The 19,643-nt window shown below is 72.2% G+C and carries 16 protein-coding genes; 9 read left to right on the top strand and 7 right to left on the bottom strand.

The features are described from left to right. Positions 1–91 precede the first annotated feature (91 nt). The 3 genes from FHS44_RS33235 to FHS44_RS33225 all read right to left on the bottom strand — a co-directional run bounded on the left by FHS44_RS33235 (position 92) and on the right by FHS44_RS33225 (position 5,320). Entirely contained in the window at positions 92–835 is a 744-nt protein-coding gene (locus FHS44_RS33235) for a polyprenol monophosphomannose synthase (protein WP_184722415.1), read from the bottom strand. Further along, positions 835–2,448 carry an apolipoprotein N-acyltransferase gene (gene lnt / locus FHS44_RS33230; protein ID WP_184722133.1) on the bottom strand — a complete coding sequence of 538 codons (1,614 nt, stop codon included), beginning with the start codon at positions 2,446–2,448 and terminating at the stop codon, positions 835–837. Before lnt ends, FHS44_RS33235 begins: the two co-directional genes overlap by 1 nt. Before the next feature lie 571 nt (positions 2,449–3,019). After that, a complete protein-coding gene (locus FHS44_RS33225; protein ID WP_184722413.1) occupies positions 3,020–5,320 on the bottom strand; it encodes a HelD family protein in 2,301 nt (766 codons plus the stop codon). 226 nt (positions 5,321–5,546) lie between these two features. On the opposite strand from FHS44_RS33225, the gene FHS44_RS33220 reads away from it, so the two are divergent. The 3 genes from FHS44_RS33220 to FHS44_RS33210 all read left to right on the top strand — a co-directional run bounded on the left by FHS44_RS33220 (position 5,547) and on the right by FHS44_RS33210 (position 9,127). Then, on the top strand, positions 5,547–6,740 hold the full coding sequence (locus FHS44_RS33220) for an ROK family transcriptional regulator (protein ID WP_312863906.1): 1,194 nt from the start codon (positions 5,547–5,549) through the stop codon (positions 6,738–6,740). A 156-nt stretch (positions 6,741–6,896) separates the two neighbouring features. Beyond that, positions 6,897–8,159, top strand: coding sequence for a 6-phospho-beta-glucosidase (locus tag FHS44_RS33215; protein ID WP_184722127.1), 1,263 nt, complete (start codon positions 6,897–6,899; stop codon positions 8,157–8,159). Continuing rightward, entirely contained in the window at positions 8,156–9,127 is a 972-nt protein-coding gene (locus FHS44_RS33210) for an N-acetylglucosamine kinase (RefSeq protein ID WP_184722124.1), read from the top strand. Before FHS44_RS33215 ends, FHS44_RS33210 begins: the two co-directional genes overlap by 4 nt. A 40-nt stretch (positions 9,128–9,167) precedes the next feature. Here FHS44_RS33210 and FHS44_RS33205 read toward each other — a convergent pair whose 3' ends face one another. Continuing rightward, positions 9,168–9,653: an Lrp/AsnC family transcriptional regulator gene (locus tag FHS44_RS33205; RefSeq protein WP_184722121.1), complete on the bottom strand. Its 486-nt coding sequence runs from the start codon at positions 9,651–9,653 to the stop codon at positions 9,168–9,170. 110 nt (positions 9,654–9,763) lie between these two features. Here FHS44_RS33205 and FHS44_RS33200 point away from each other — a divergent pair, with 110 nt between their 5' ends. From FHS44_RS33200 to FHS44_RS33190, 3 genes are all read left to right on the top strand, one after another. Then, complete coding sequence (locus FHS44_RS33200; RefSeq protein ID WP_184722118.1) at positions 9,764–10,717, top strand: pirin family protein; 954 nt, start codon at positions 9,764–9,766, stop codon at positions 10,715–10,717. 52 nt (positions 10,718–10,769) lie between these two features. After that, positions 10,770–12,182, top strand: a complete 1,413-nt coding sequence (locus FHS44_RS33195) for a dihydrolipoyl dehydrogenase family protein (protein ID WP_184722115.1) — start codon at positions 10,770–10,772, stop codon at positions 12,180–12,182. Positions 12,183–12,417: 235 nt separating this feature from the next. Next, entirely contained in the window at positions 12,418–13,092 is a 675-nt protein-coding gene (locus FHS44_RS33190; RefSeq protein ID WP_184722113.1) for a hypothetical protein, read from the top strand. Positions 13,093–13,099: 7 nt separating this feature from the next. Here the strand turns inward: FHS44_RS33190 and FHS44_RS33185 are convergent, their stop codons facing one another. Next, positions 13,100–14,248: an acyl-CoA dehydrogenase family protein gene (locus tag FHS44_RS33185; RefSeq protein WP_184722110.1), complete on the bottom strand. Its 1,149-nt coding sequence runs from the start codon at positions 14,246–14,248 to the stop codon at positions 13,100–13,102. A 75-nt stretch (positions 14,249–14,323) separates the two neighbouring features. Beyond that, positions 14,324–15,448, bottom strand: coding sequence for a M24 family metallopeptidase (locus FHS44_RS33180; RefSeq protein ID WP_184722107.1), 1,125 nt, complete (start codon positions 15,446–15,448; stop codon positions 14,324–14,326). Positions 15,449–15,696: 248 nt separating this feature from the next. Here FHS44_RS33180 and FHS44_RS33175 point away from each other — a divergent pair, with 248 nt between their 5' ends. The 3 genes from FHS44_RS33175 to FHS44_RS33165 are packed head-to-tail and all read left to right on the top strand — an operon-like array spanning position 15,697 to position 19,340. Beyond that, complete coding sequence (locus FHS44_RS33175) at positions 15,697–16,917, top strand: PP2C family protein-serine/threonine phosphatase (RefSeq protein WP_312863905.1); 1,221 nt, start codon at positions 15,697–15,699, stop codon at positions 16,915–16,917. Positions 16,918–16,951: 34 nt separating this feature from the next. Continuing rightward, positions 16,952–17,863: a 5'-3' exonuclease gene (locus tag FHS44_RS33170; protein ID WP_184722101.1), complete on the top strand. Its 912-nt coding sequence runs from the start codon at positions 16,952–16,954 to the stop codon at positions 17,861–17,863. A gap of 49 nt (positions 17,864–17,912) precedes the next feature. Beyond that, positions 17,913–19,340 carry an RNB domain-containing ribonuclease gene (locus FHS44_RS33165; protein ID WP_184722098.1) on the top strand — a complete coding sequence of 476 codons (1,428 nt, stop codon included), beginning with the start codon at positions 17,913–17,915 and terminating at the stop codon, positions 19,338–19,340. A gap of 67 nt (positions 19,341–19,407) precedes the next feature. Here FHS44_RS33165 and FHS44_RS33160 read toward each other — a convergent pair whose 3' ends face one another. Beyond that, positions 19,408–19,575: a hypothetical protein gene (locus FHS44_RS33160; protein ID WP_184722096.1), complete on the bottom strand. Its 168-nt coding sequence runs from the start codon at positions 19,573–19,575 to the stop codon at positions 19,408–19,410. Between the last annotated feature and the right edge of the window lie 68 nt (positions 19,576–19,643).

Below are 19,643 nucleotides of genomic sequence, written 5' to 3'. Positions count from 1 at the left end.
CCTCGACTCACGCGACAGGGCCGTACGACAGTGACAACGTCCGGAGGGCGCGGCGCGTTCCGCACCCCGCCCCGTCCGGCCCGATGTTCGCTCAGCGTGTACGGCGCAGCCGCCGCGGGAGCCCCGTCAGGCCCCACACGGTGACCCGCCACAGCGCCTCGACGAAGACGCCACGGCTCATCTTGCTGGCTCCCGCCGTACGCTCCACGAAGGTGATGGGCACCTCGGCGACGCGCAGCCCGTTGCGGATCGTCCGCAGGGTCATGTCCACCTGGAAGCAGTAGCCCTGCGACTGGACGTTGTCCAGCCCGATCTTCTCCAGCGTCGAGGCCCGGTAGGCGCGGAAGCCCGCCGTGGCGTCGCGGACCGGCATGCCGAGCATCAGCCGGGTGTAGAGGTTGGCGCCGCGCGACAGCAGCTCCCTGGGGACGGGCCAGTTGACGACCCTGCCGCCGGGCACCCACCGGGAGCCGATCGTCAGGTCGGCGCCACGGGTCAGCCGCTTGAGCAGCTTGGGCAGCTCCTCCGGCTGGTGGGAGCCGTCGGCGTCGATCTCGACGAGGACGTCGTAGCCCTCCTTGAGCCCCCAGCGGAAGCTCGCGATGTAGGCGGCGCCGAGCCCCTGCTTGCCGGGGCGGTGCAGCACGTGGACGTGGTCGTCCTCGGCCGCGATGCCGTCGGCGACCTCTCCGGTGCCGTCGGGGCTGTTGTCGTCGGCGACCAGCAGGTGCGCCTCGGGCACCGAGGCGCGCAGCCTGCCGACGATCATCGGCAGGTTGTCCCGCTCGTTGTACGTCGGGACGATGACGAGCACCCGGCCGAGCATCTGCTCCATCATGCTTCTCCCACCTGCTCGTCCGCCGGGCCCTGGTTGGGGGCCGGGATGCGCTTTCTCTGCGGTCGGGAGGCGACGAGCGCGCCCGCGCCGACAAGTATCAGGAGCCACTGCGGCAGTGCGCCGACACGGGTGGCGACGGTCTGGGCGGTCCGCACCGGGACGGTGAGGACGCCGGAGGCGGGAACCAGCTCACCGGTACGCCAGGCGATCTTTCCTTGGGGGGTCACGTAGGCGGATATACCCGTGATCGCGGAGGTGATCACCGCCCGGTTGTGCTCGACCGCGCGCAACTGGGACATGGCCAGTTGCTGGGCGGGCAGGTTCGTCAGCGCGTAGGTGGCGTTGTTGGTCTGCACGACCAGCGGGCTGGCGCCGGTCCTCGCGGTGCCGCCCACGACGTCGTCGAAGGCGACCTCGTAGCAGTTGATCGCGCCGACGGTCACCGGGCCGAGCTTCAGGTCCCCGTCGCGGGTTCCGGCCACCGACTGCTTGCCGACCAGGGCGGCCCGTTCGAACAGGGCGAGCACGACGTCCTTGAACGGGGTGTACTCCCCGAAGGGGACCAGTTTCTGCTTGTCGTAGTAGGCGCCGGGCCCGGTGACCGGGTCCCACACGAGGCTGCGGGTGGCGCGGTTGTTCTCGCCGATCCCGACCACGGCGCCGACCAGGACCGGGACCCCGATGTCCTTGACCGCCGCGTCGAGCTGCGCCCTGGCGAAGTCGCTGCGGTAGGGGTCGATGTCGGTCGAGTTCTCCGGCAGCACGACGAGGTCGGGTTTTGCGACGGTGCCCTGCCGTACGGCCTGGGCCATCTCGTGGAGCATGCGGACGTGGTTGCCCAGGACCACGGCGGGTTCGTCGCCCAGGGGGTGCATGCCCCTGCCCGGGACGTTGCCTTGGATGACCCCGACGGTGACGGTCCTGCCCTCGTCTTGCGGTCTGGGCACGCCCAGCGCGGCGGCGGGTACGGCCAGCGCCCCGACCAGCGGCAGCACGACCGGCAGGGGACCGGCCCTGCGGGACCCCCTGAGGGCCGTGAGCGCGAGCAGCCCGCCGCACAGCACGACCGTGAAGCTCACCAGCGGCGCGCCGCCGAGGGCCGCGTAGGGGGTGAAGGGCGTCTCTCCCTGGCTGAAGGCCACCCGCGCCCACGGGAAGCCGCCGATCGGGAACGTCCCCCTCGCCCACTCCATCGCCACCCACAGCGCGGCGCCCCACAACGGCCACAGGGGCAGCCGGGAGGTCAGGGTGGCGCCCACCGCCCAGGCGCCGTAGAAGAGGCTCTCCAGGGCCACCAGGCCCAGCCAGGCGTCGGTGCCGATGGGGCTGACCCAGTGCAGGGCGGGCAGCAGGAAGGCGAGGCCGCCGAGGAGGCCGAGCCACAGCGCGCGGCGGGCGCGGACGTCGCGCACCGCGAGGGTGAGCAGCGCGACGCCGAACGGCGCGAGGAACCACAGCCCGATCGGCGGGAAGGCCAGATAGAGCAGCACCCCGCCCGCGACGGCTCCCACGGCCCGCGAGGCCAGACGCCCGCGCGCGGTGGGCGCCGCGACCGGTGCCGCCTCGGGCGGGGCGCCCGGGGCGGGTCCGGCCGTCTTCTCCTGCACCACGGGCGGGGCTCCTCGATGACATGCGATGACACGGGGGACGGGTTGACATCCGATCCTGACCCGTCTTTCTAGCCCGAACGGTACCGCTCCACCGCCTCTCTCCCAAAGCGTCTGCGGCGCCTGTTCCAAACCACGAGTTCAGAGGCCTCTCCGAGGGCCCCGGGAACGGCAACGGGGCGGCTCCCGGCTGGGAACCGCCCCGACGCTTGCGCGCTCGCACGGGAGCGGGAAGAGGGCCCGGACGACCCTTCGGACCGGTTCCGTCCCGTCGGCGGCGAGCGCGGATTGCCGTTGTCTACTGGGTGTCCAGGCCCCTCCTGGGTCCAACCCCCCGCCCGGATGGGGTGCCCCGCCTCGACGAAGCGCCCGCCCTGCGCCTGGCTGTACGGACGGGGTGACCCCCCGTCACGGGCGCAGGAACCGGCGATGCCGAAAGACGGCCAACCGGCCAGTCCCGTGCTGGACTGGGCAGCAAACTACCGACCCCAGCGCAGATGTCAACCGTGTCACCAACAGCGGAAACACCAAGTTTCCGCAGCTGGGGCATGATCGACGAGAGCCGTCAATGCTCTCATGTGATCCGATGTCGCTCAAGTCGAGCCAGCGCTTCGGGCAGTGACCCGGTGTGCACGACGCCAAGGCGCTGGGTCGCCCGGGTCATCGCGACGTAAAGGTCGCTCGCGCCGCGCGGGGACTCCCCAAGGATCAGCTCCGGCTCGACCACGATCACCACGTCGAACTCCAGCCCCTTCGCCTCGGCGACGGTCATGACGGAGACCGGGGCGTCCAGCGCGGCGGTGCCGCGTCCCCTGACGGCTCCTTCGACGGACTCGGCGAGGAGTTCCCCGGTCTTCTCGGCCGACGACTCGGCCACGATCACGACGGTTCGCCCACCTTCGACGGACTCGGATTTGACCAGTTCGGGCAGGCGGGTCGCCGGGGAGGCGGCCCACGGGTGGGTGCCCGTCTCCCTGACCGAGGTCGGCGCGCTCAGACCGGGCCCGACCAGGGTCAGCACGTCGGCGGCCACGGCCATCAGCTCGCTCGGGGTGCGGTAGTTGACGGTGAGCTCCTCCTGCCGCCAGCGCCCGGCCACGTAGGGGTCCAGCATCCGGCCCCAGGAGCGCACGCCCGCGGAGGAGCCGGTCTGCGCGAGGTCGCCGACGATCGTCATCGAACGGCTCGGGCAGCGCCGCATCACCATCCGCCAGTCCATCGGCGACAGCTCCTGCGCCTCGTCCACGATGACGTGCCCGAAGGCCCAGGTGCGGTCACTCGCGGCGCGCTCGGCGGTGGTGAGGTAGGCCTCGTCGTCCATGTGCCTGGCGGCGAACCGCTCCGCGTCCATGATCTCGGAAAGGCCGGTGAGTTCGAGCACCTCCCTGGCGTAGTCGAGCCGGTGCCGCTGCTCCTCCTCGGCGGCGGAGCGCGCGGCGGCCTGTTCCTCCTCCGCCATCCACGCCCCGGCCCGCAGCACCGCGGGGTCGATGTCGCCGAGCAGCTCGGCGGCCTCGTCGAGCAGCGGCACGTCGGAGGGCGCCCACCAGCCCTCCCCCTTGCGGGGCGGCTCGCGCAGCAGCAGGCGGCGCTCGGCCTCGCCCAGCTCGGCGGCGGCGTAGTCGAGCCGCTCCCTCGACGTGAACAGCCCGATGAGCAACTGCTGCGGGGTGGTGTACGGCCACAGCCTGTTCAGGGCGGCCTTGACGGGCTGTTCCGTGCGCAGTTCCTCACGCAGGTCGGCCAGTTCGTCGTCGTCGATCGTGCCCTTGCCGATCAGGCGGGCGGCCTGCCTGGCGAGGGCGTTGAGCAGGTGGCGGACGAAGACGGCGCGGGCCTCGTTGTGCGGCCTCCTCGACCGGGCCGCCCGGTTGCGCGCGGCGTCGAGCAGCCGCCCGTCGAGGGTGAGGGTGTAGCGGTCCAGGCGGATCTCCACCGGTTTGCGCGGCACCCGCTGCCGTTCCCGTACGGCCCTGGCCACGACCTGGGCCATCCGTTCGTCACCCTTGACGGCGGCGACCTCGGGGCGCTCCCTGCGCGTCGCGGTGATGCCGGGGTAGAGCTCGGCGACGGTGGACAGCAGCACGTCGGTCTCGCCGAGGGAGGGCAGCACCTGTTCGATGTAGCGCAGGAAGGTCAGGTTGGGCCCGAGGATGAGCACGCCCCTGCGGGCGAGCCGTTCCCTGTGCGTGTAGAGCAGGTAGGCGGCCCTGTGCAGGGCGACGACGGTCTTGCCGGTGCCGGGGCCACCCTGCACGACCAGCACGCCGTCGAGGCCGGAGCGGATGATCCGGTCCTGCTCGTTCTGGATCGTGGCCACGATGTCGCGCATCCGGCCGGTCCGCCTGGCGTCGATGGAGGCCAGCAGCGCGGCCTCGCCGTTGAGGGTGCTGACGTCCTCCTCGGTGAGGTTGTCCAGGTCGAGCAGGTCGTCGTCGATCCCGATCACCGTGCGGGCCCTGGTCTGCAGGTGCCTGCGGCGCACCACGCCCATCGAGGCCGCGGGGGTCGCGGCGTAGAACGGCCTGGCGACCGGGGCCCGCCAGTCGATCAGCAACCGACGCTGGTCGTCGTCGGCCAGCCCGATGCGGCCGACGTAGAGGGTGCTCTGGTCGGCGCCGTCGAGCCGTCCGAAGCACAGGCCGTTCTCCACCGCCCACAGACGGCCGAGACGCTGGGCGTACATCCCGGCGAAACTGTCACGCTCGGAGCGGTTCTGGTGCGTACCGCCGCCCCCGCCCTGGGCCAGCACCTCGTCCAACTGCCGCTGGGTGCGTTCGCGCAGCAGGTCGAGCCGCTCGTAGAGCCCGGAGACATACTCCTGCTCCCTCTCCAGCTCGATTTGACGGGTTGCCTTCGCTCCATTATGGTTGATACTAATGGGATACTCCGGGCCATTGCGCTAGTTGTTGTGACAAACCACCACCCTAGCAGGTCCGTTGAGGCACCCGGTCATTCTCCGGCCATCACAGGTTCATTGCGGCGTCTCCGTGACGCTTGACGCGGCTGAGCAGGGTTCTTTAAATTCATTTAAGGTTAGGAAACTTTCCTAACTCCGCCCTGCGGGTGACCGTACGAACATGCGCGGACACGGAGGACCTGTGACCCAGCCCACCCCGGGCACCCCAAGCCTGCTCCGGGCGATCAACGACCGGGCGGCCCTGCAGGCGCTTCTTGAGCGTGGACCGCTGACCCGTCCGGAGATCGGCGCCCTCACCGGTCTGTCCAAGCCCACAGCATCCCAGTTGCTCGCCCGGTTGCAAGAGGCGGGGCTCGTCGTGCTCAACGGCATCCGCGAGGGAATGCCCGGCCGGACCGCGGAGGTCTACCGCCTCAACCCCGAGGCCGCGCACGTCGCCGCGCTCGACGTCACCCACACCCACATCGACGCCAGGGTCGCCGACATCACGGGAACCGTGATCGGCAGGCACCGGCTGGTCACCCCCGCCCCCTCCGACGACCTGGTGGGACGGGTCCGCACCGCGCTCGACGGCGCGGGCGCCCCCGCCGACCTGAGGCGCGTCGTCATCGGCGTGCAGGGCGCGCTCGACCCCGGCACCGGCAGGATCGGCTACGCGACCAGCAGGGACCTGCCCGGCTGGCACATCCCCCACCTGGTCGAGACCCTCCGCGAGGGGCTCGGCGTCCCGGTCTCGGTCGAGAACAACGTCAACCTCGTCGCCCAGGCAGAGCAGGCGCACGGCGCCGCCCGGGGGCACCGGGACTTCGTGCTGCTGTGGGCCGACGAGGGCCTCGGCTCGGCGCTGGTGCTCGGCGGCAGGCTGCACCGGGGCGCGACGGGCGGCGCGGGCGAGGTCGGCTACATGCCCGCCCCGGGGGCGCCCACGGCCCGCGAGACCGGCCGCTACGCCAACCACGGCTACCAGGCCCTCACCGGCGGCCCCGCCGTCCTCAGGATCCTCAGGTCGTACGGCGTGCCCGGCGGAACCTTCAGACAGGCCGTGAGCAACGCCGTACTGGCCGCGGAGGGGGGTGGGGCACGGGCGGGGGACGCCCGCGCCGGGCTGCGCGAGGTCGCCTCCAGGCTCGCGGTCGGCCTGGCCTCGATCACCTCCGTCGTCGATCCCGAGCTCATCGTGCTGACCGGCGGGACCTTCCTGGCCGGGGGCGAGACCCTGCGGGGGCTCGTCGAACGCGAGCTGCACACGCTGACCATCCCCCGCCCCCCGCTGCTGCTGTCGGCCGTCGAGGGCAACCCCGTCCTCGCGGGCGCACTCGACCTCGCCCTCGCCGCCACCCGCGAAGAGGTGTTCAGCTCGACCGTGCCGTCCTGAGCTCCCACCTCCCCCACCAGCAAGGAGCAGCCCCCGCCCAGTAGGAGTCACCCTTCCCCTGCCGCGCCCTTCGCGGCCCGATCCACCGTTTTCCCCTACTTTCCCCTACGCCCGGAGAGATCCCGTCCGAGGCGTGACGCTGACAGGAGCACACAGATGAAACTCGCCGTAGTCGGGGGCGGCTCGACGTACACGCCGGAGCTGATCGACGGGTTCGCCCGGCTGCGGGACGAGTTGCCGGTGACCGAGATAGCGCTGGTCGATCCCGACCCCACCCGGCTCGGGCTGGTCGCGGGGATGGCCCGCCGCATGCTTGAGCACGCCGGTCACCCGGCCAGGGTCGTGGCGACGGCCTCGGTCGAGGAGGGGGTCGCCGGGGCCGACGCCGTACTCCTCCAGTTGCGGGTCGGCGGTCAGACGGCGCGCAACGTGGACGAGACGTTGCCGCTCGAATGCGGCTGCGTCGGCCAGGAGACCACCGGCGCCGGAGGTCTGGCCAAGGCCCTGCGCACCGTCCCCGTGGTGCTGGACATCGCCGAGAAGATCCGCAGGCACGCGCCGAACGCCTGGATCGTCGACTTCACCAACCCCGTCGGCATCGTCACCAGGGCGCTGATCGAGGCCGGGCACCGGGCCATCGGCCTGTGCAACGTGGCCATCGGCCTGCAGCGCCGCTTCGCCGCCGGGCTGGGGGTCGCCCCCGAGCGGATCTCCCTCGGCCACTTCGGCCTGAACCACCTGACCTGGGTGCGCTCGGTCAGCCTCGACGGCGTGGACGTGCTGCCGAAGACGCTCCAGGAGCCGCTGGGCGAGAAGATCGCCGAGGCCATCGGCCTGCCGATCTCCCTGATGCGCCACCTCGGCGTGGTCCCCTCCTACTACCTGCGCTACTACTACGAGCACGACACCGTGGTGTCCGAGCAGCGCAGCAAGCCCTCGCGGGCCGCCGAGGTCGCGGCGATGGAGGCCACCCTCCTTGAGCTGTACGCCAACCCGTCGGTGAACACCAAGCCCGAACTGCTGGAGAAGCGGGGCGGCGCGTTCTACTCGGAGGCGGCGGTCGCGCTGATCGCCTCGCTGCTCGGCGACCGGGGCGACGCCCAGGTGGTCAACCTGCGCAACGACGGCACGCTGCCCTTCCTGCCCGACGAGGCGGTCATCGAGGTCCCGGCCACGATCACCGCGAACGGGGCCAGCGCGGTGCCCGTGGCGCCGGTCGAGCCGCTCTACGCCGGGCTCATCGCGCACGTCACGGCCTACGAGACGCTGGCGCTCGACGCCGCGCTGCACGGCGGCCTGCGACGGGTCTCCGACGCGCTGCTCGCCCACCCGCTGGTCGGCCAGGCCTCGCTCGCCGACGACCTCGCCCAGCGCCTCGTCGAGGCCAACCGCGCCCACCTGCCCTGGGCGACGGAGTGAGGACCGTACTGGCGGTCGACGGCGGCAACAGCAAAACGGACGTCGCGCTGGTCACCGAGGACGGCTCCGTCCTCGGCACCGGCCGGGGCGGTCCCTTCCAGCCGCAGATCGCGGGGGTCGGCACCGCCGTGGACGCGATCGCCGAGGCCGTGCGGGCGATGCTCGGCCCTGACGCGACGCCCCCGTTCGCCGACCACGTGGCCGCCTACGTGGCCGGTGCCGACCTGCCCGCCGAGGAGGAGGTCCTGCGCGCGGAGATCCTCTCCAGGGGGTACGGCGGGCACGTGGTCGTCGGCAACGACACCTTCGCGCTGCTGCGCGCCGGGGCCTCGGGACCCGCCGGGGTCGCCGTGGTGTGCGGGGCCGGCGTCAACGCCGCGGCGGTCTCCCCGACCGGGGAGGTCACGAGGTATCCCGCCCTGGGCAAGCTCACCGGCGACTGGGGCGGCGGCTTCGGTCTCGGCGAGGAGACGCTGTGGTGGGCCATCCGCGCCGAGGACGGCCGGGGCCCGGCGACCGCGCTTCGCCAGGCCGTGCGCGAGCACTTCGGCACCGGCACGGTCGAGGAGCTCTGCCTCGACATCCACTTCGGCCGGACCTCCGCCGAGAGGCTGCACGAGCTGGTCCCGGTGCTGATGGCCGTGGCGAACTCGGGGGACGCGGTCGCCGGGGCCGTGGTGACGCGGATGGCCGACGAGGTCACCGTGCTCGCGGTGGTCGCGCTGCGCCGTCTCGGCCTGCTGGAGACCCCGATGGAGGTCGTCCTCGGCGGGGGCGTGCTGACCGCCCGCGACCCGCTGCTGAACTGCCTGATCGAGGAGCGCTTCGCCGAGCAGGCCCCCCAGGCGAAGCTGATCGTCGCGGACGTGCCGCCGATCATGGGCGCCGCCCTGCTCGGCCTGGACGCCCTCGGCGCCACCGAGGAGGCCAAGGCCGCGCTACGCGCCCACTTCCACGCGGCTGTGTGAAATTCGCCCCGTACGGCCCGCGGAGGGCTGTACGGGGCTCTCAGGCCTTCTCGCGGGGTTTGTCCCCCGGCTCGTCGGGCTCGCCGATCAGCTCGGGCGCCCTGTGCTCGTACGGCGTGCTGAGCACCACCGTCGTCCTGGTCGAGACGTTGGCCGAGGTGCGGATCTGGTTGAGCAGTTCCTCAAGGGCCAGCGGCGAGGCCACCCTGACCTTGAGGATGTAGCTCTCGTCCCCGGCCACGCTGTGGCAGGCCTCGATGGCGCCCAGGTGGGCCAGCCGCTCCGGCGCGTCGTCGGCGGCGGCGGGGTCGATGGGCTTGATGGAGACGAACGCGGTGAGCGGCAGCCCGATCGCGTCGTAGTCCACGAGCGCCGCGTATCCCCTGACGACCCCGCGTTTCTCCAGCCTGCGCACCCGCTGGTGCACCGCGGAGACCGAGAGCCCGGTCTCCCTCGCGAGGTCGGTGAAACTCATCCGGCCGTCCCTGGCCAGTAACGTCACGATCCGGCGGTCGATCTCCTCCACCCGGTCAACGGTAACGGCCCACGGCGGGACTCGCGCCGCCACATGGTCACGGCATGGTCCCAACCGCCCCACCCGTGCCGGGCGGCGGGCGGCGGCCGTACATTCTCGGCATGAGCAACCTGGAACGCGCGCCCCTGGAGACCGAGTGCGGCGGCCCCGCGAGCGCCGTGGCGGGCCAGGCCGGTGAGCTTCTCACGGGCCGGGAGGTGGTGCTGGGCGGCACCCGGGGCATGCGGGTGACCCGGACCCTGCCCAACCGCGACGTGCGCATGGTCGGCGCCTGGTGCTTCCTCGACCACTACGGCCCCGAGCGTACGGCCATGCGGGTGCCCGCCCACCCGCACACCGGGCTGCAGACGGTGAGCTGGCTCGTCGAGGGCGAGGTGCTGCACCGCGACTGCCTGGGCAGCGAGCAGGTGATCCGGCCGGGCCAGCTCAACCTCATGACGGCGGGCCGGGCCATCTCGCACTCCGAGGAGTCTCCCGAGGGCCGCGACCTGCACGGCGTGCAGCTGTGGGTCGCGTTGCCCGCCGCGCACCGTGCGACGGAGCCCGCCTTCGAGCACCATCCTGCGCTGCCGACGCTGACCGGGCCCGGCTTCACCGCGAAGGTCCTGATGGGCGAGCTCGGCGGCGTCGTCTCCCCCGCCCGCGTCCACAGCCCGCTGACCGGCGCCGAGATCACCCTCCGCGAGGGCGCCTCCGCCACGGTCCCGCTCAGACCGGACTTCGAGCACGCCGTGCTGAGCCTGTCCGGAACGGTCAACGCCTGCGGGAACGACCTGGCGCCGGGACCGCTGCTCTACCTGGGCACCGGCCGTTCAGAACTCACCCTGCGCGCCGGGCGGGACGCGCGGGTCCTGCTGCTCGGCGGCGAGCCGTTCGAGGAGCGGATCGTGATGTGGTGGAACTTCGTCGGCGGCGACCACGACGAGATCGTCCGGTTCCGACGGGAGTGGATGACGGGCAAGACCTTCGGCGTCGTCCCCGGCGCGCCTGGAACCCGGCTGCCCGCGCCTGACCTGCCCGGCGTCCCGCTGAAGCCCCGGGGGCGTCACCGCTGAGCCAACCTCTGACAAGCTGGACGGTGAGTTTTCTGAGCCCTGGGAGGCAGTCGTGGCCGATGAGTTCGACGTGGTCGTGGTGGGCGCGGGGCCCGCTGGGGAGAACGTCGCCGGACGTGCGGTCCGGGGCGGACTGAGCGTCGCGGTGGTCGAGGAGGAGCTGGCGGGCGGTGAGTGCTCCTACTGGGCGTGCATCCCCAGCAAGGCGCTGCTGCGCCCGGTCGATCTCGTCGCGGAGGTGGGCCGGGTCCCGGGCCTTGAGACGGGGCCGATCGACACGGCGGCCGTGCTCGCCCGGCGTGACGAGGCGGTCTCGCACCTGGACGACGAGGGACAGGTCGGCTGGATCGAGGGCCTGCCCGCCGAGTTCGTCCGGGGCAGGGGAAAACTCGACGGCCCCAAGGTGGTCGGGGTGACCGCGCGGGACGGCTCCGTCCGCACGCTGCGCGCCCGGCACGCGGTCGTGCTGGCCACCGGGAGCCGCCCGGTATTCCCCGAGGTTCCCGGGCTCGCCGAGGCCAGGCCGTGGACGAGCCGCGAGGCCACCGCGGTGCGGGAGGTCCCCCGGCGCCTGGTCGTGCTCGGCGGCGGCGTGGTCGCCTGCGAGATGGCGCAGGCCCTGCACGGGCTCGGCGCGCGGGAGGTCACGCTCCTGGTGCGCGGCGGCTCACTGCTCGGCCGGGTCGAGCCGTTCGCCGGGGAGCTGGTCGCGGAGTCCATGAGGGCCTCCGGCATCGACGTGCGCACCCGGGCGGAGGTGACCCGGGTCGAACGGCCGACGCCCGGCGGGCCCGTCACCGTCCACCTGGCCGACGGAGAGTCCGTCGAGGCCGACGAGCTGCTGGTCGCCACCGGGCGCGCGCCCGCCACGGGGGACGTCGGTCTGGCCTCCGCGGGCCTGCCCGAGCACGGCCCGGTCAAGGTCGACGACAGCATGCGCGCCACCGGCGTGGACGGCGGCTGGCTGTACGCGGTCGGCGACGTCAACGGCCGCGCCCTGCTCACCCACATGGGCAAGTACCAGGCGCGGGTGTGCGGCGACGTGATCGTGGCCAGGGCCAAGGGCGAGCCCGACGACCTGCCCGCGCTGCGCGCCGTCGCCGACGGGTACGGCCCGCCGCAGGTGGTCTTCACCGACCCCCAGGTCTGCGCGGTCGGCCGTACCGAGGAGGCGGCCAGGGCCGAGGGCTTCGACGTGCGCGTCGTCGAGTACGACCTCGGCTCGGTCTCCGGCGCCTACCTGCTGGGGGACGACTACAGGGGCAGGGCCAAGGCCGTCGTCGACGAGCGGCGGCGTGTCCTGCTCGGGGTGACCTTCGCCGGTCCCGGGGTGGCCGAGCTGCTCCAGGCCGCGACGGTCGCCGTCGTCGCCGAGGTGCCGCTGGACCGGCTCTGGCACGCCGTACCGGCCTTCCCCACGGTCAGCGAGGTGTGGCTGCGGCTGCTTGAGGAGTACGGCCTCTAGGGGGCGGGTCATGGGAGATCTTCCTGGCCCTTTGCCCGGATCGTTTTTCACGTGTCCATCGGGGATTGCGGCCTTCTCCACATAAGGTCCACGCCTGCCGACGTTCACGGTTTGGCCAGTGGAAAAAATGGTTTTTTGACTGGTTTGTCATATTTTAGAAACAAGCGGGCACCAATGGAAAGGATACGGTTTCGGCAGGTACATGGAGCGGACCAGGGCGTGCAAGGGGGGCGAAATGGCAGCCATGGAGAAGGGCATGCACAGCAACCAGCACGAAACTCCCTGGCAGGTCGACTTCCAGGCGCTGGACAGACGTGAACGCCTGATCATCAAACGGATGCTCGCCGGACTCGCCCTTGGCATGGTCCTGGCAGTGGCAGGTGAATCCCTCGCGGAGGTCCTGCCCCCGACGATCACCATGATCTACGACCCGTACGTCTACGGGCTCCTGGTGCTCGTCATGACACGCGGCTCGGCCAACGCCTGGTGGGCCGCGCTGAACGGCCTGCTGGCCACCGCGGGCCTGACGGCGGGACACGTGGTCGCCCACGCCCTCAACCACGGCGAGACGCTGATCACCCAGGCCAACGAGAGCTGGCAGATCGCGCTGAGCGTCACGCTGGTCGGCTTCGGCGTCGCGGGCTATCTCAGCCGCGGGAAGGGCCTGGGCGGCGACGTGGCCGTGGGGGTGTTCGCCGCCCTGATCTGCACCCAGGGCCAGGAGATCCAGCGGGCCGCCCTGGTGCCGCACGGCCTCCCACCGGCGAACGGCACGTGGCCCGTGGTCGCCCTGGTGCTGCTGGGAGTCGGCCTCCCCCTCCTGCTGCGCCCAACCGCCCAGGCGCGGCTGCGCACCCTGCTGATCACCGTCGGCTGCGCAGCCGTACTCTTCGGCGTGTCCCTGCTGTGAGCGCCTCTCAGGCGTTCTTCGCCAGCGCCCTGCCGATGACCAGCCGCTGGATCTGGTTGGTGCCCTCGACGATCTGCAGCACCTTCGCCTCCCGCATGTAACGCTCCACCGGGAAGTCCTCCACGTAGCCGTAGCCACCGAAGATCTGGACCGCGTCGGTGGTGACCTTCATGCACGCGTCGGTCGCGAACAGCTTGGCCATCGCCGCCTGCGTGCCGTACGGCCTGCCCGCGTCCCGCAGCCGGGCGGCCTCCAGATAGAGCGCCCGCGCCGCGGCCACCTGGGTGGCCATGTCGGCGAGCATGAACCCGATCCCCTGGAAGTCGACGACACGCGTGCCGAACTGCCTGCGCTCCCCCGCGTAGGAGACCGCCGCGTCCAGCGCCGCCTGGGCCAGGCCGACCGCGCAGGCCGCGATGCCGAGCCTGCCCCCGTCCAGGGCGGCCAGCGCCACCCGGAAGCCCTCCCCCTCCTGGCCGACCAGGGCGTCCTTGGCGAGCCGTACGCCGTCGAAGCGGACCTGGGCCGTCGGCGAGGAGCGCATGCCCATCTTGCGCTCGGGCACGCCGAACGACAGCCCCTCGGTGCCCGCAGGGACGTGGAAGCAGGAGATGCCCCGGCTGCCGTCGTCGGAGGTCCTGGCCATCAGCGTGTAGAAGTCGGCCTCCCCGCCGTGGGTGATCCAGGCCTTGACCCCGTCCACCACGTAGCCGTCGGCGTCGCGGACCGCGCGGGTGCTCAGGGCCGCTGCGTCCGAGCCCGACTGGGGCTCCGACAGGCAGTAGGCGCCCAGCAGCTCGCCCCCCAGCAGCTCGGGCAGCAGTTCGGCGCGCTGCTCCGCCGAGCCGTACGCGGCGACCGGGAAGGAGGACAGGGTGTGCACGGACAGGCCGAGCCCGACCGCCAGCCAGCCCGCGGCCAGCTCCTCGATGACCTGGAGATACACCTCGTACGGCTGCGCGCCGCCGCCGTACTCCTCGGGGTAGGGCAGCCCGAGGAGGCCGGACCTGCCCAGGGTGGTGAAGACCTCGCGGGGGAAGCGCTTGGCGGACTCGTCGGCCGACGCCCTGGGCGCGACCTCCTTGGCGATCAGGTCGCGGACGAGGTCCAGCAGGTCGTGGGCCTCGGCGGTTGGCAGCGTACGCTCAACGGTCATATCCGCTTACTCCAGGTCGGGGCGCGAAGTAAAAAGGGCGGCCGGGATCGCCGGCCACCCCGATTGTTACACCTGTCACACTATGACGAGTTCGCGAGGGCGATGGTTGAGCCGCTCGCCACCCTCCTCGGTGCAGACGAGGATGTCCTCGATGCGGGCGCCGTGCTCCCCCGGCAGGTAGATGCCCGGCTCGACCGAGAAGGCGTGCCCCGGCGCCAGCGCCTCGGTGTTGCCCGCGACGATGTAGGGCTCCTCGTGGGTCTCCAGGCCGATGCCGTGCCCGGTCCGGTGGATGAAGTAGTCGCCGTAACCCTCGGCCGCGATCACCTCGCGCGCCGCCGCGTCGACCGACTCGCACGAGACCCCGGGCCTGACGGCCGCGCAGGCCGCCTCCTGGGCCCGCTGGAGCACCTCGTAGTATCGCGTGAACTCCTTGGGCGGCTCCCCGACGGAGTAGACCCGGGTCGAGTCGGAGCAGTAGCCGCTGGGCATCTGGCCGCCGATGTCGACGACGACGGGCTCACCCGGCTGGATGATCCGGTCGGACAGCTCGTGGTGCGGGCTCGCGCCGTTGTGGCCGGAGCCGACGATGACGAAGTCGACGGTCGTGTGCCCCGCCGCGAGGATCGCCTCGGCGATGTCCCGCCCGACCTCCCGCTCGGTACGGCCCGCCCGCAGGAAGCCGGGCACCTGCGCGTGCACGGCGTCGATCGCGGCCCCCGCCTCGCGGAGAGCGGCCACCTCCGCCTCGCTCTTGCGCATGCGCAACTCCCGCAGCACCGTCCCGGCGAGCACCTGCTCCGCCCCGGGCAGCGCGTCGCGGAAGCGCAGCGACTGCATCGCCCACATGCGGTCGGCCAGCCCGACCCTGCCGACCTTCCCCGCACCGCCCAGACGCGCGGCGACGAGCGCGTAGGGGTCGTCGGTCTCGTCCCAGGGCACGAACTCGATGCCGAGCCGCGCGGCGGGAGAGTGCTCGGCGGCGGGCAGCTCAAGACGGGGCACCACCAGGAAGGCGGGACCCTCCGCGGGCAGCGCCAGACAGGTCAGCCGTTCGAGCGGCAACGCCTCGTAGCCGGTCACGTAGCGCAGGTCGGGGCCCGGCGTGAGCAGCAGCGCGCCGAGGCCGGCCGAGGCCGTGGCCTCCTGCGCGGCGGCGAGACGGGCCACGGGATACAGGTCAGAGGACTCCTTTGTCACACCGACCAATGTAATCCGGAACAGATCGGCGCCACACCGGTGGCCACACCCGTGCCTTCGACCGGCCCTGGAAGCCGGGGAAAAGTCCAGGAAAAGGCCACCGACGCCGTGACGACGCCACTACAATCCGTTGAAGGACGATCACATTTTGTGGATAGGATGTCCCCAGGTCCCCACATTCGAGAGCGAGCTAAATGGTCGGCGTAGTGGGCGGCCACCAGCCACCCCTCCACCCACGAAACGACCACGTGACCGGTTCCGCCCCGCTGACCGCGGCAGAGATGGTGCAGCGGTTGCGCGGAGAGCTGGACGAGCACATGGCCGTCGAAAGACAACTTCTCAGTGCGCGGCTGGCCCACGCCGAACGGCTTGGCGATCTGGGCTGGGCCGAATGGCACCTGCACAGCGGCGAGTCCACCTGGTCGGAGCACGCCTACGCCATCTTCGGCCGCGATCCCGGCGAGGGGCCCATCGGTCTGCGCGACCTGGTCGGCCACGTCGAGCCGCAGGACCGCGCCCTCGTTGACGGACTGCTCAGGTCGGTGGTCGATCTCGCGGAGCCCGGACAGGCCGAGTTCCGCATCCGCCGCCGCGGCGAGGTCCGCAACGTCCGCGCGGCCCTGGACCCTGTCGTGAACGGGGGCCGCCACGCCGTACACGGCGTGATCCAGGACATCACCAGCCGCCGCAGGGCCGAGCAGATCGCCTCCGAGTCACGCAGGCAACTGCTTGAGGTCCGCGAACGGGCCGCCGAGCAGCAGGGCGTGAGCACGGCCCTGCGCGAGGCGATCATCCCGCGCCTCGGGACGTCCGTCGATCTCCCCGGCGCCCGGATGGAGGTCCGCTACGTCCCCGCCGGGCTGAAGGACGGCCTCGGCGGCGACTGGTACGACGCGACGACCATGCCTGACGGGCGGGTGCTGCTGACCATCGGCGACGTGTCCGGCCACGGTCTGCCCGCCGTCACCCAGATGAGCAGGCTCAGACACGCGCTCGGCGGCCTCGCGATGACCGGCGAGCCGCCCGACAAGCTGCTGACCTGGCTCAACGACCTGGTGATGCACCGCTTCGAGGAGACCACCGCGACCGCTGTCGTCGGCCACCTCGACCCGCTGAACCGCGTGTTCACCTGGAGTCAGGCGGGGCATCCGGCGCCGATCCTGGTCCGTGGCGGGAGTGCCGTCCAGCTCGAACCGCCCGCCGGGGTGCTGCTCGGCGCGACCCTGTCGGAGAAGTACGAACGCTCGGCCGTACGGCTGCGCGAAGGTGACGCGCTGCTGCTGTTCACCGACGGGCTCGTCGAGCGGCGCGACCGCGACATCGACGAGGGGGTCGCCCTGACCCTCAGGGCGGCGGCCACCCTGCGCCCGCAGGACGGGGAGGCCGCCCTCGACCGGCTGATCCGGGCGGTCGGTGGCCCCAACCCCGAGGACGACACCTGTGTGCTGATGATCGTCCTGCCCGGGTGAGCGGCTTGGTTAAATGGTCGCCATGCCCGGGCTGATGCTTCTTGACACCCCCTCGCTCTACTACCGCGCCTTCTACGGGATCCCGGAGTCGGTGACCGCCCCCGACGGGACGCCCGTCAACGCCGTCCGCGGCCTCATCGACATGATCGCCATGCTGGTCAGGCAGCACTCCCCCGGTGAGCTGGCCGCGTGCATGGACGCCGACTGGCGCCCCGCCTTCCGGGTCGCGGCGATCCCGTCCTACAAGGAGCACCGCCTCGCCCCCGACGGCGGCGAGGAGACCCCCGACACGCTCGCCCCGCAGGTCCCGGTGATCGAGCGGGTCCTCGACGCGGCCGGGATCGCCCGCCTCGGCGTGCCCGGTTACGAGGCCGACGACGTGATGGGCACGCTCGCCCTGCGCCCCCGGGGCGCGGCGGACGGCGGGGTCGACGTCGTCACCGGTGACCGGGACATGTTCCAGCTCGTGGACGACGCCGTGCCGATCCGGATCCTCTACACCGCCAGGGGCGTCAAGAACCTCCAGCTCGTCGACGAGGCCGCCGTCACCGAGAGGTACGGCGTGCCCGGCCGCGCCTACGCCGACTTCGCCGTCCTGCGCGGCGACCCCAGCGACGGCCTGCCCGGGGTCGCGGGGGTCGGGGAGAAGACCGCGGCCACCCTGATCACCCGGTTCGGCTCGCTCGACGCCCTGCTCAAGGCCCTCGACGGGGACGGCGACCTCACCAAGGCACAGCGGAGCAGGCTGGAGGCCGCCCGCGACTACCTGCGGGTGGCGCCCGAGGTGGTCAGGGTCGCCCACGACGTCCCCGTGCCCGACGTCACGCTGGCCCTGCCCCAGGAGCCGCGCGACCCGCGGGCGCTCACCGAGCTGGCCGGGCGCCACGGGATCGGCGGCCCTCTCGGCCGCCTGGCCCAGGCGCTGTCCTGGAGCTGGCGGGCCTGAGTCCCGCCCCCCGGCGCCCGATACGCCGGAGAGCGGTAGGTTGACCCCCGTGCCTCACAAAAGCATCCGGGTGCCCCAAGAACCCCATCCGCGGCTGAGTGACGGCTTCGAGCGGATCAGACGGGAACTGAAGCTGCCCGCGGAGTTCCCCGTCGCCGTGTGCGCGGAGGCGGAACAGGCCACCGGGACCCCCACACTGCCCGCGCTCGACCGCACCGACCTCCCCCTGATCACGATCGATCCCCCGGGGGCCATGGACCTGGACCAGGCCATGCACCTGGAGGAGCGGCACGGCGGCTACCGCGTCTGGTACGCCGTCGCCGACGTCGCCGCCTTCGTACGGCCCGGCGGGGCGATCGACGTCGAGGCCCGCACCCGGGGCGAGACCGTCTACATGCCGGACGCCCGGGTGCCGCTGCACCCCACGGTGCTGTCCGAGGGCGCGGCCAGCCTGCTGCCCGGCGCGACCAGACCGGCCGCGCTGTGGTGCGTCGACCTGGACGCCGAAGGCAGGATCGTCGGCACCGACGTGACCAGGGCGCTGGTACGCAGCCGGGAGCGGCTCGACTACGACTACGTGCAGACGGCGGTGGACACCGGGACCGCGGACGGCACGCTGCGGCTGCTCGCCGAGATCGGCAGGCTCAGGCTGGCGCTCGAACGCGACAGGGGCGGCGTCACGCTGCCCACCCCCGACCAGGAGGTCGTCCCCGACGGGGACGGCTACCGGGTCGAGCTGCGCGCCCCCCTTGAGGCCGAGGCGTGGAACGCGCAGATCTCGCTGCTGACCGGTATGGCCGCGGCCTCGATGATGCTGGACGCCGAGATCGGCCTGCTGCGGGTGCTGCCGCCCGCCCCGGCGGAGAAGATCGCCCAGGTTCGCCGGGTCGCCGCCGCGCTGGGTGTGCCGTGGCCCGAGGGAGCGGGTTACGGGGACGTCGTCCACGGTCTCGACCCGAAGGTCCCCGGACAGGCCGCCTTCCTTGAGGAGTCCACGGTCCTGCTGCGCGGGGCCGGATACGTGGCCTTCAACGGCGAACCCCCGGCCCAGGCGGACCACGCCGCGGTGGCCGCGCCGTACGCGCACGTGACCGCGCCGCTGCGCAGGCTCATCGACCGCTACGCCACCGAGATCTGCCTGTCGGTCGCGGCGGGCGAGCCGGTTCCCGAGGAGATCCAGCGGATCATGGGCGAGCTGCCCGGCGTCATGCGGGTGACGGGACGGCGCGCGGGCGCGGCCGAGCGGGCGTGCGTCGACCTGGTCGAGGCGTTCGTGCTGCGCGAGCGGGTCGGCCAGACGTTCGACGCGGTGGTGATCGACGTGGACGAGGGCCGATCAGGGGGGCTGGTGCAGATCACCGAGCCCGCGGTGGTCGCCCGCTGCGACGGCGAGCGGCTCCCTCTCGGCGAGACGGTCCGGGTACGGCTGACGCGCGCCGACCCGGCGACCCGGGAGGTCCGCTTCAGCCTCACCTGACGGCGGGCTTCCCGCGTTCTCCGCCGGGCCGCCCGCCTTCCGGTCTCTTTCCGTGCTTCTTCAGCCTTTACCGCTTGAACGTCCAGCCGGCACCGACACCCAGCAGGTGCAGGGCGACGAGGGCCAGTCCGGCGATGACGAGCGTGGTGACGGTCACGACGGAACCGACGGCCACACCGGCGATCTGGAAGATCAGCGCGAGAACGAACAGCAATGCGGCGACGAGGGCGAGCATTCCTACCTCCCTGGGCGGGGGTCCAACATGGTTCTGCTTTGGGGATTTCCTAGGCGATATCCCAGAAA

It is taken from the genome of Streptosporangium saharense (assembly GCF_014203715.1).
GTDB classification, from domain to species: Bacteria; Actinomycetota; Actinomycetes; order Streptosporangiales; family Streptosporangiaceae; genus Streptosporangium; species Streptosporangium saharense.
Note: the sequence above shows the minus strand (reverse complement) of the source record. Positions and strands in the feature narration are given on the sequence as shown.

Bases quoted from the DNA above. Each gene is read 5' to 3' on its own strand.
- FHS44_RS33235 (WP_184722415.1), bottom strand. From the start codon at position 835: ATGGAGCAGATGCTCGGCCGGGTGCTCGTCATCGTCCCGACGTACAAC.
- FHS44_RS33190 (WP_184722113.1), top strand. From the start codon at position 12,418: ATGGCAGCCATGGAGAAGGGCATGCACAGCAACCAGCACGAAACTCCC.
- FHS44_RS33160 (WP_184722096.1), bottom strand. From the start codon at position 19,575: ATGCTCGCCCTCGTCGCCGCATTGCTGTTCGTTCTCGCGCTGATCTTC.
- FHS44_RS33170 (WP_184722101.1), top strand. From the start codon at position 16,952: ATGCTTCTTGACACCCCCTCGCTCTACTACCGCGCCTTCTACGGGATC.
- FHS44_RS33215 (WP_184722127.1), top strand. From the start codon at position 6,897: ATGAAACTCGCCGTAGTCGGGGGCGGCTCGACGTACACGCCGGAGCTG.
- FHS44_RS33185 (WP_184722110.1), bottom strand. From the start codon at position 14,248: ATGACCGTTGAGCGTACGCTGCCAACCGCCGAGGCCCACGACCTGCTG.
- FHS44_RS33200 (WP_184722118.1), top strand. From the start codon at position 9,764: ATGAGCAACCTGGAACGCGCGCCCCTGGAGACCGAGTGCGGCGGCCCC.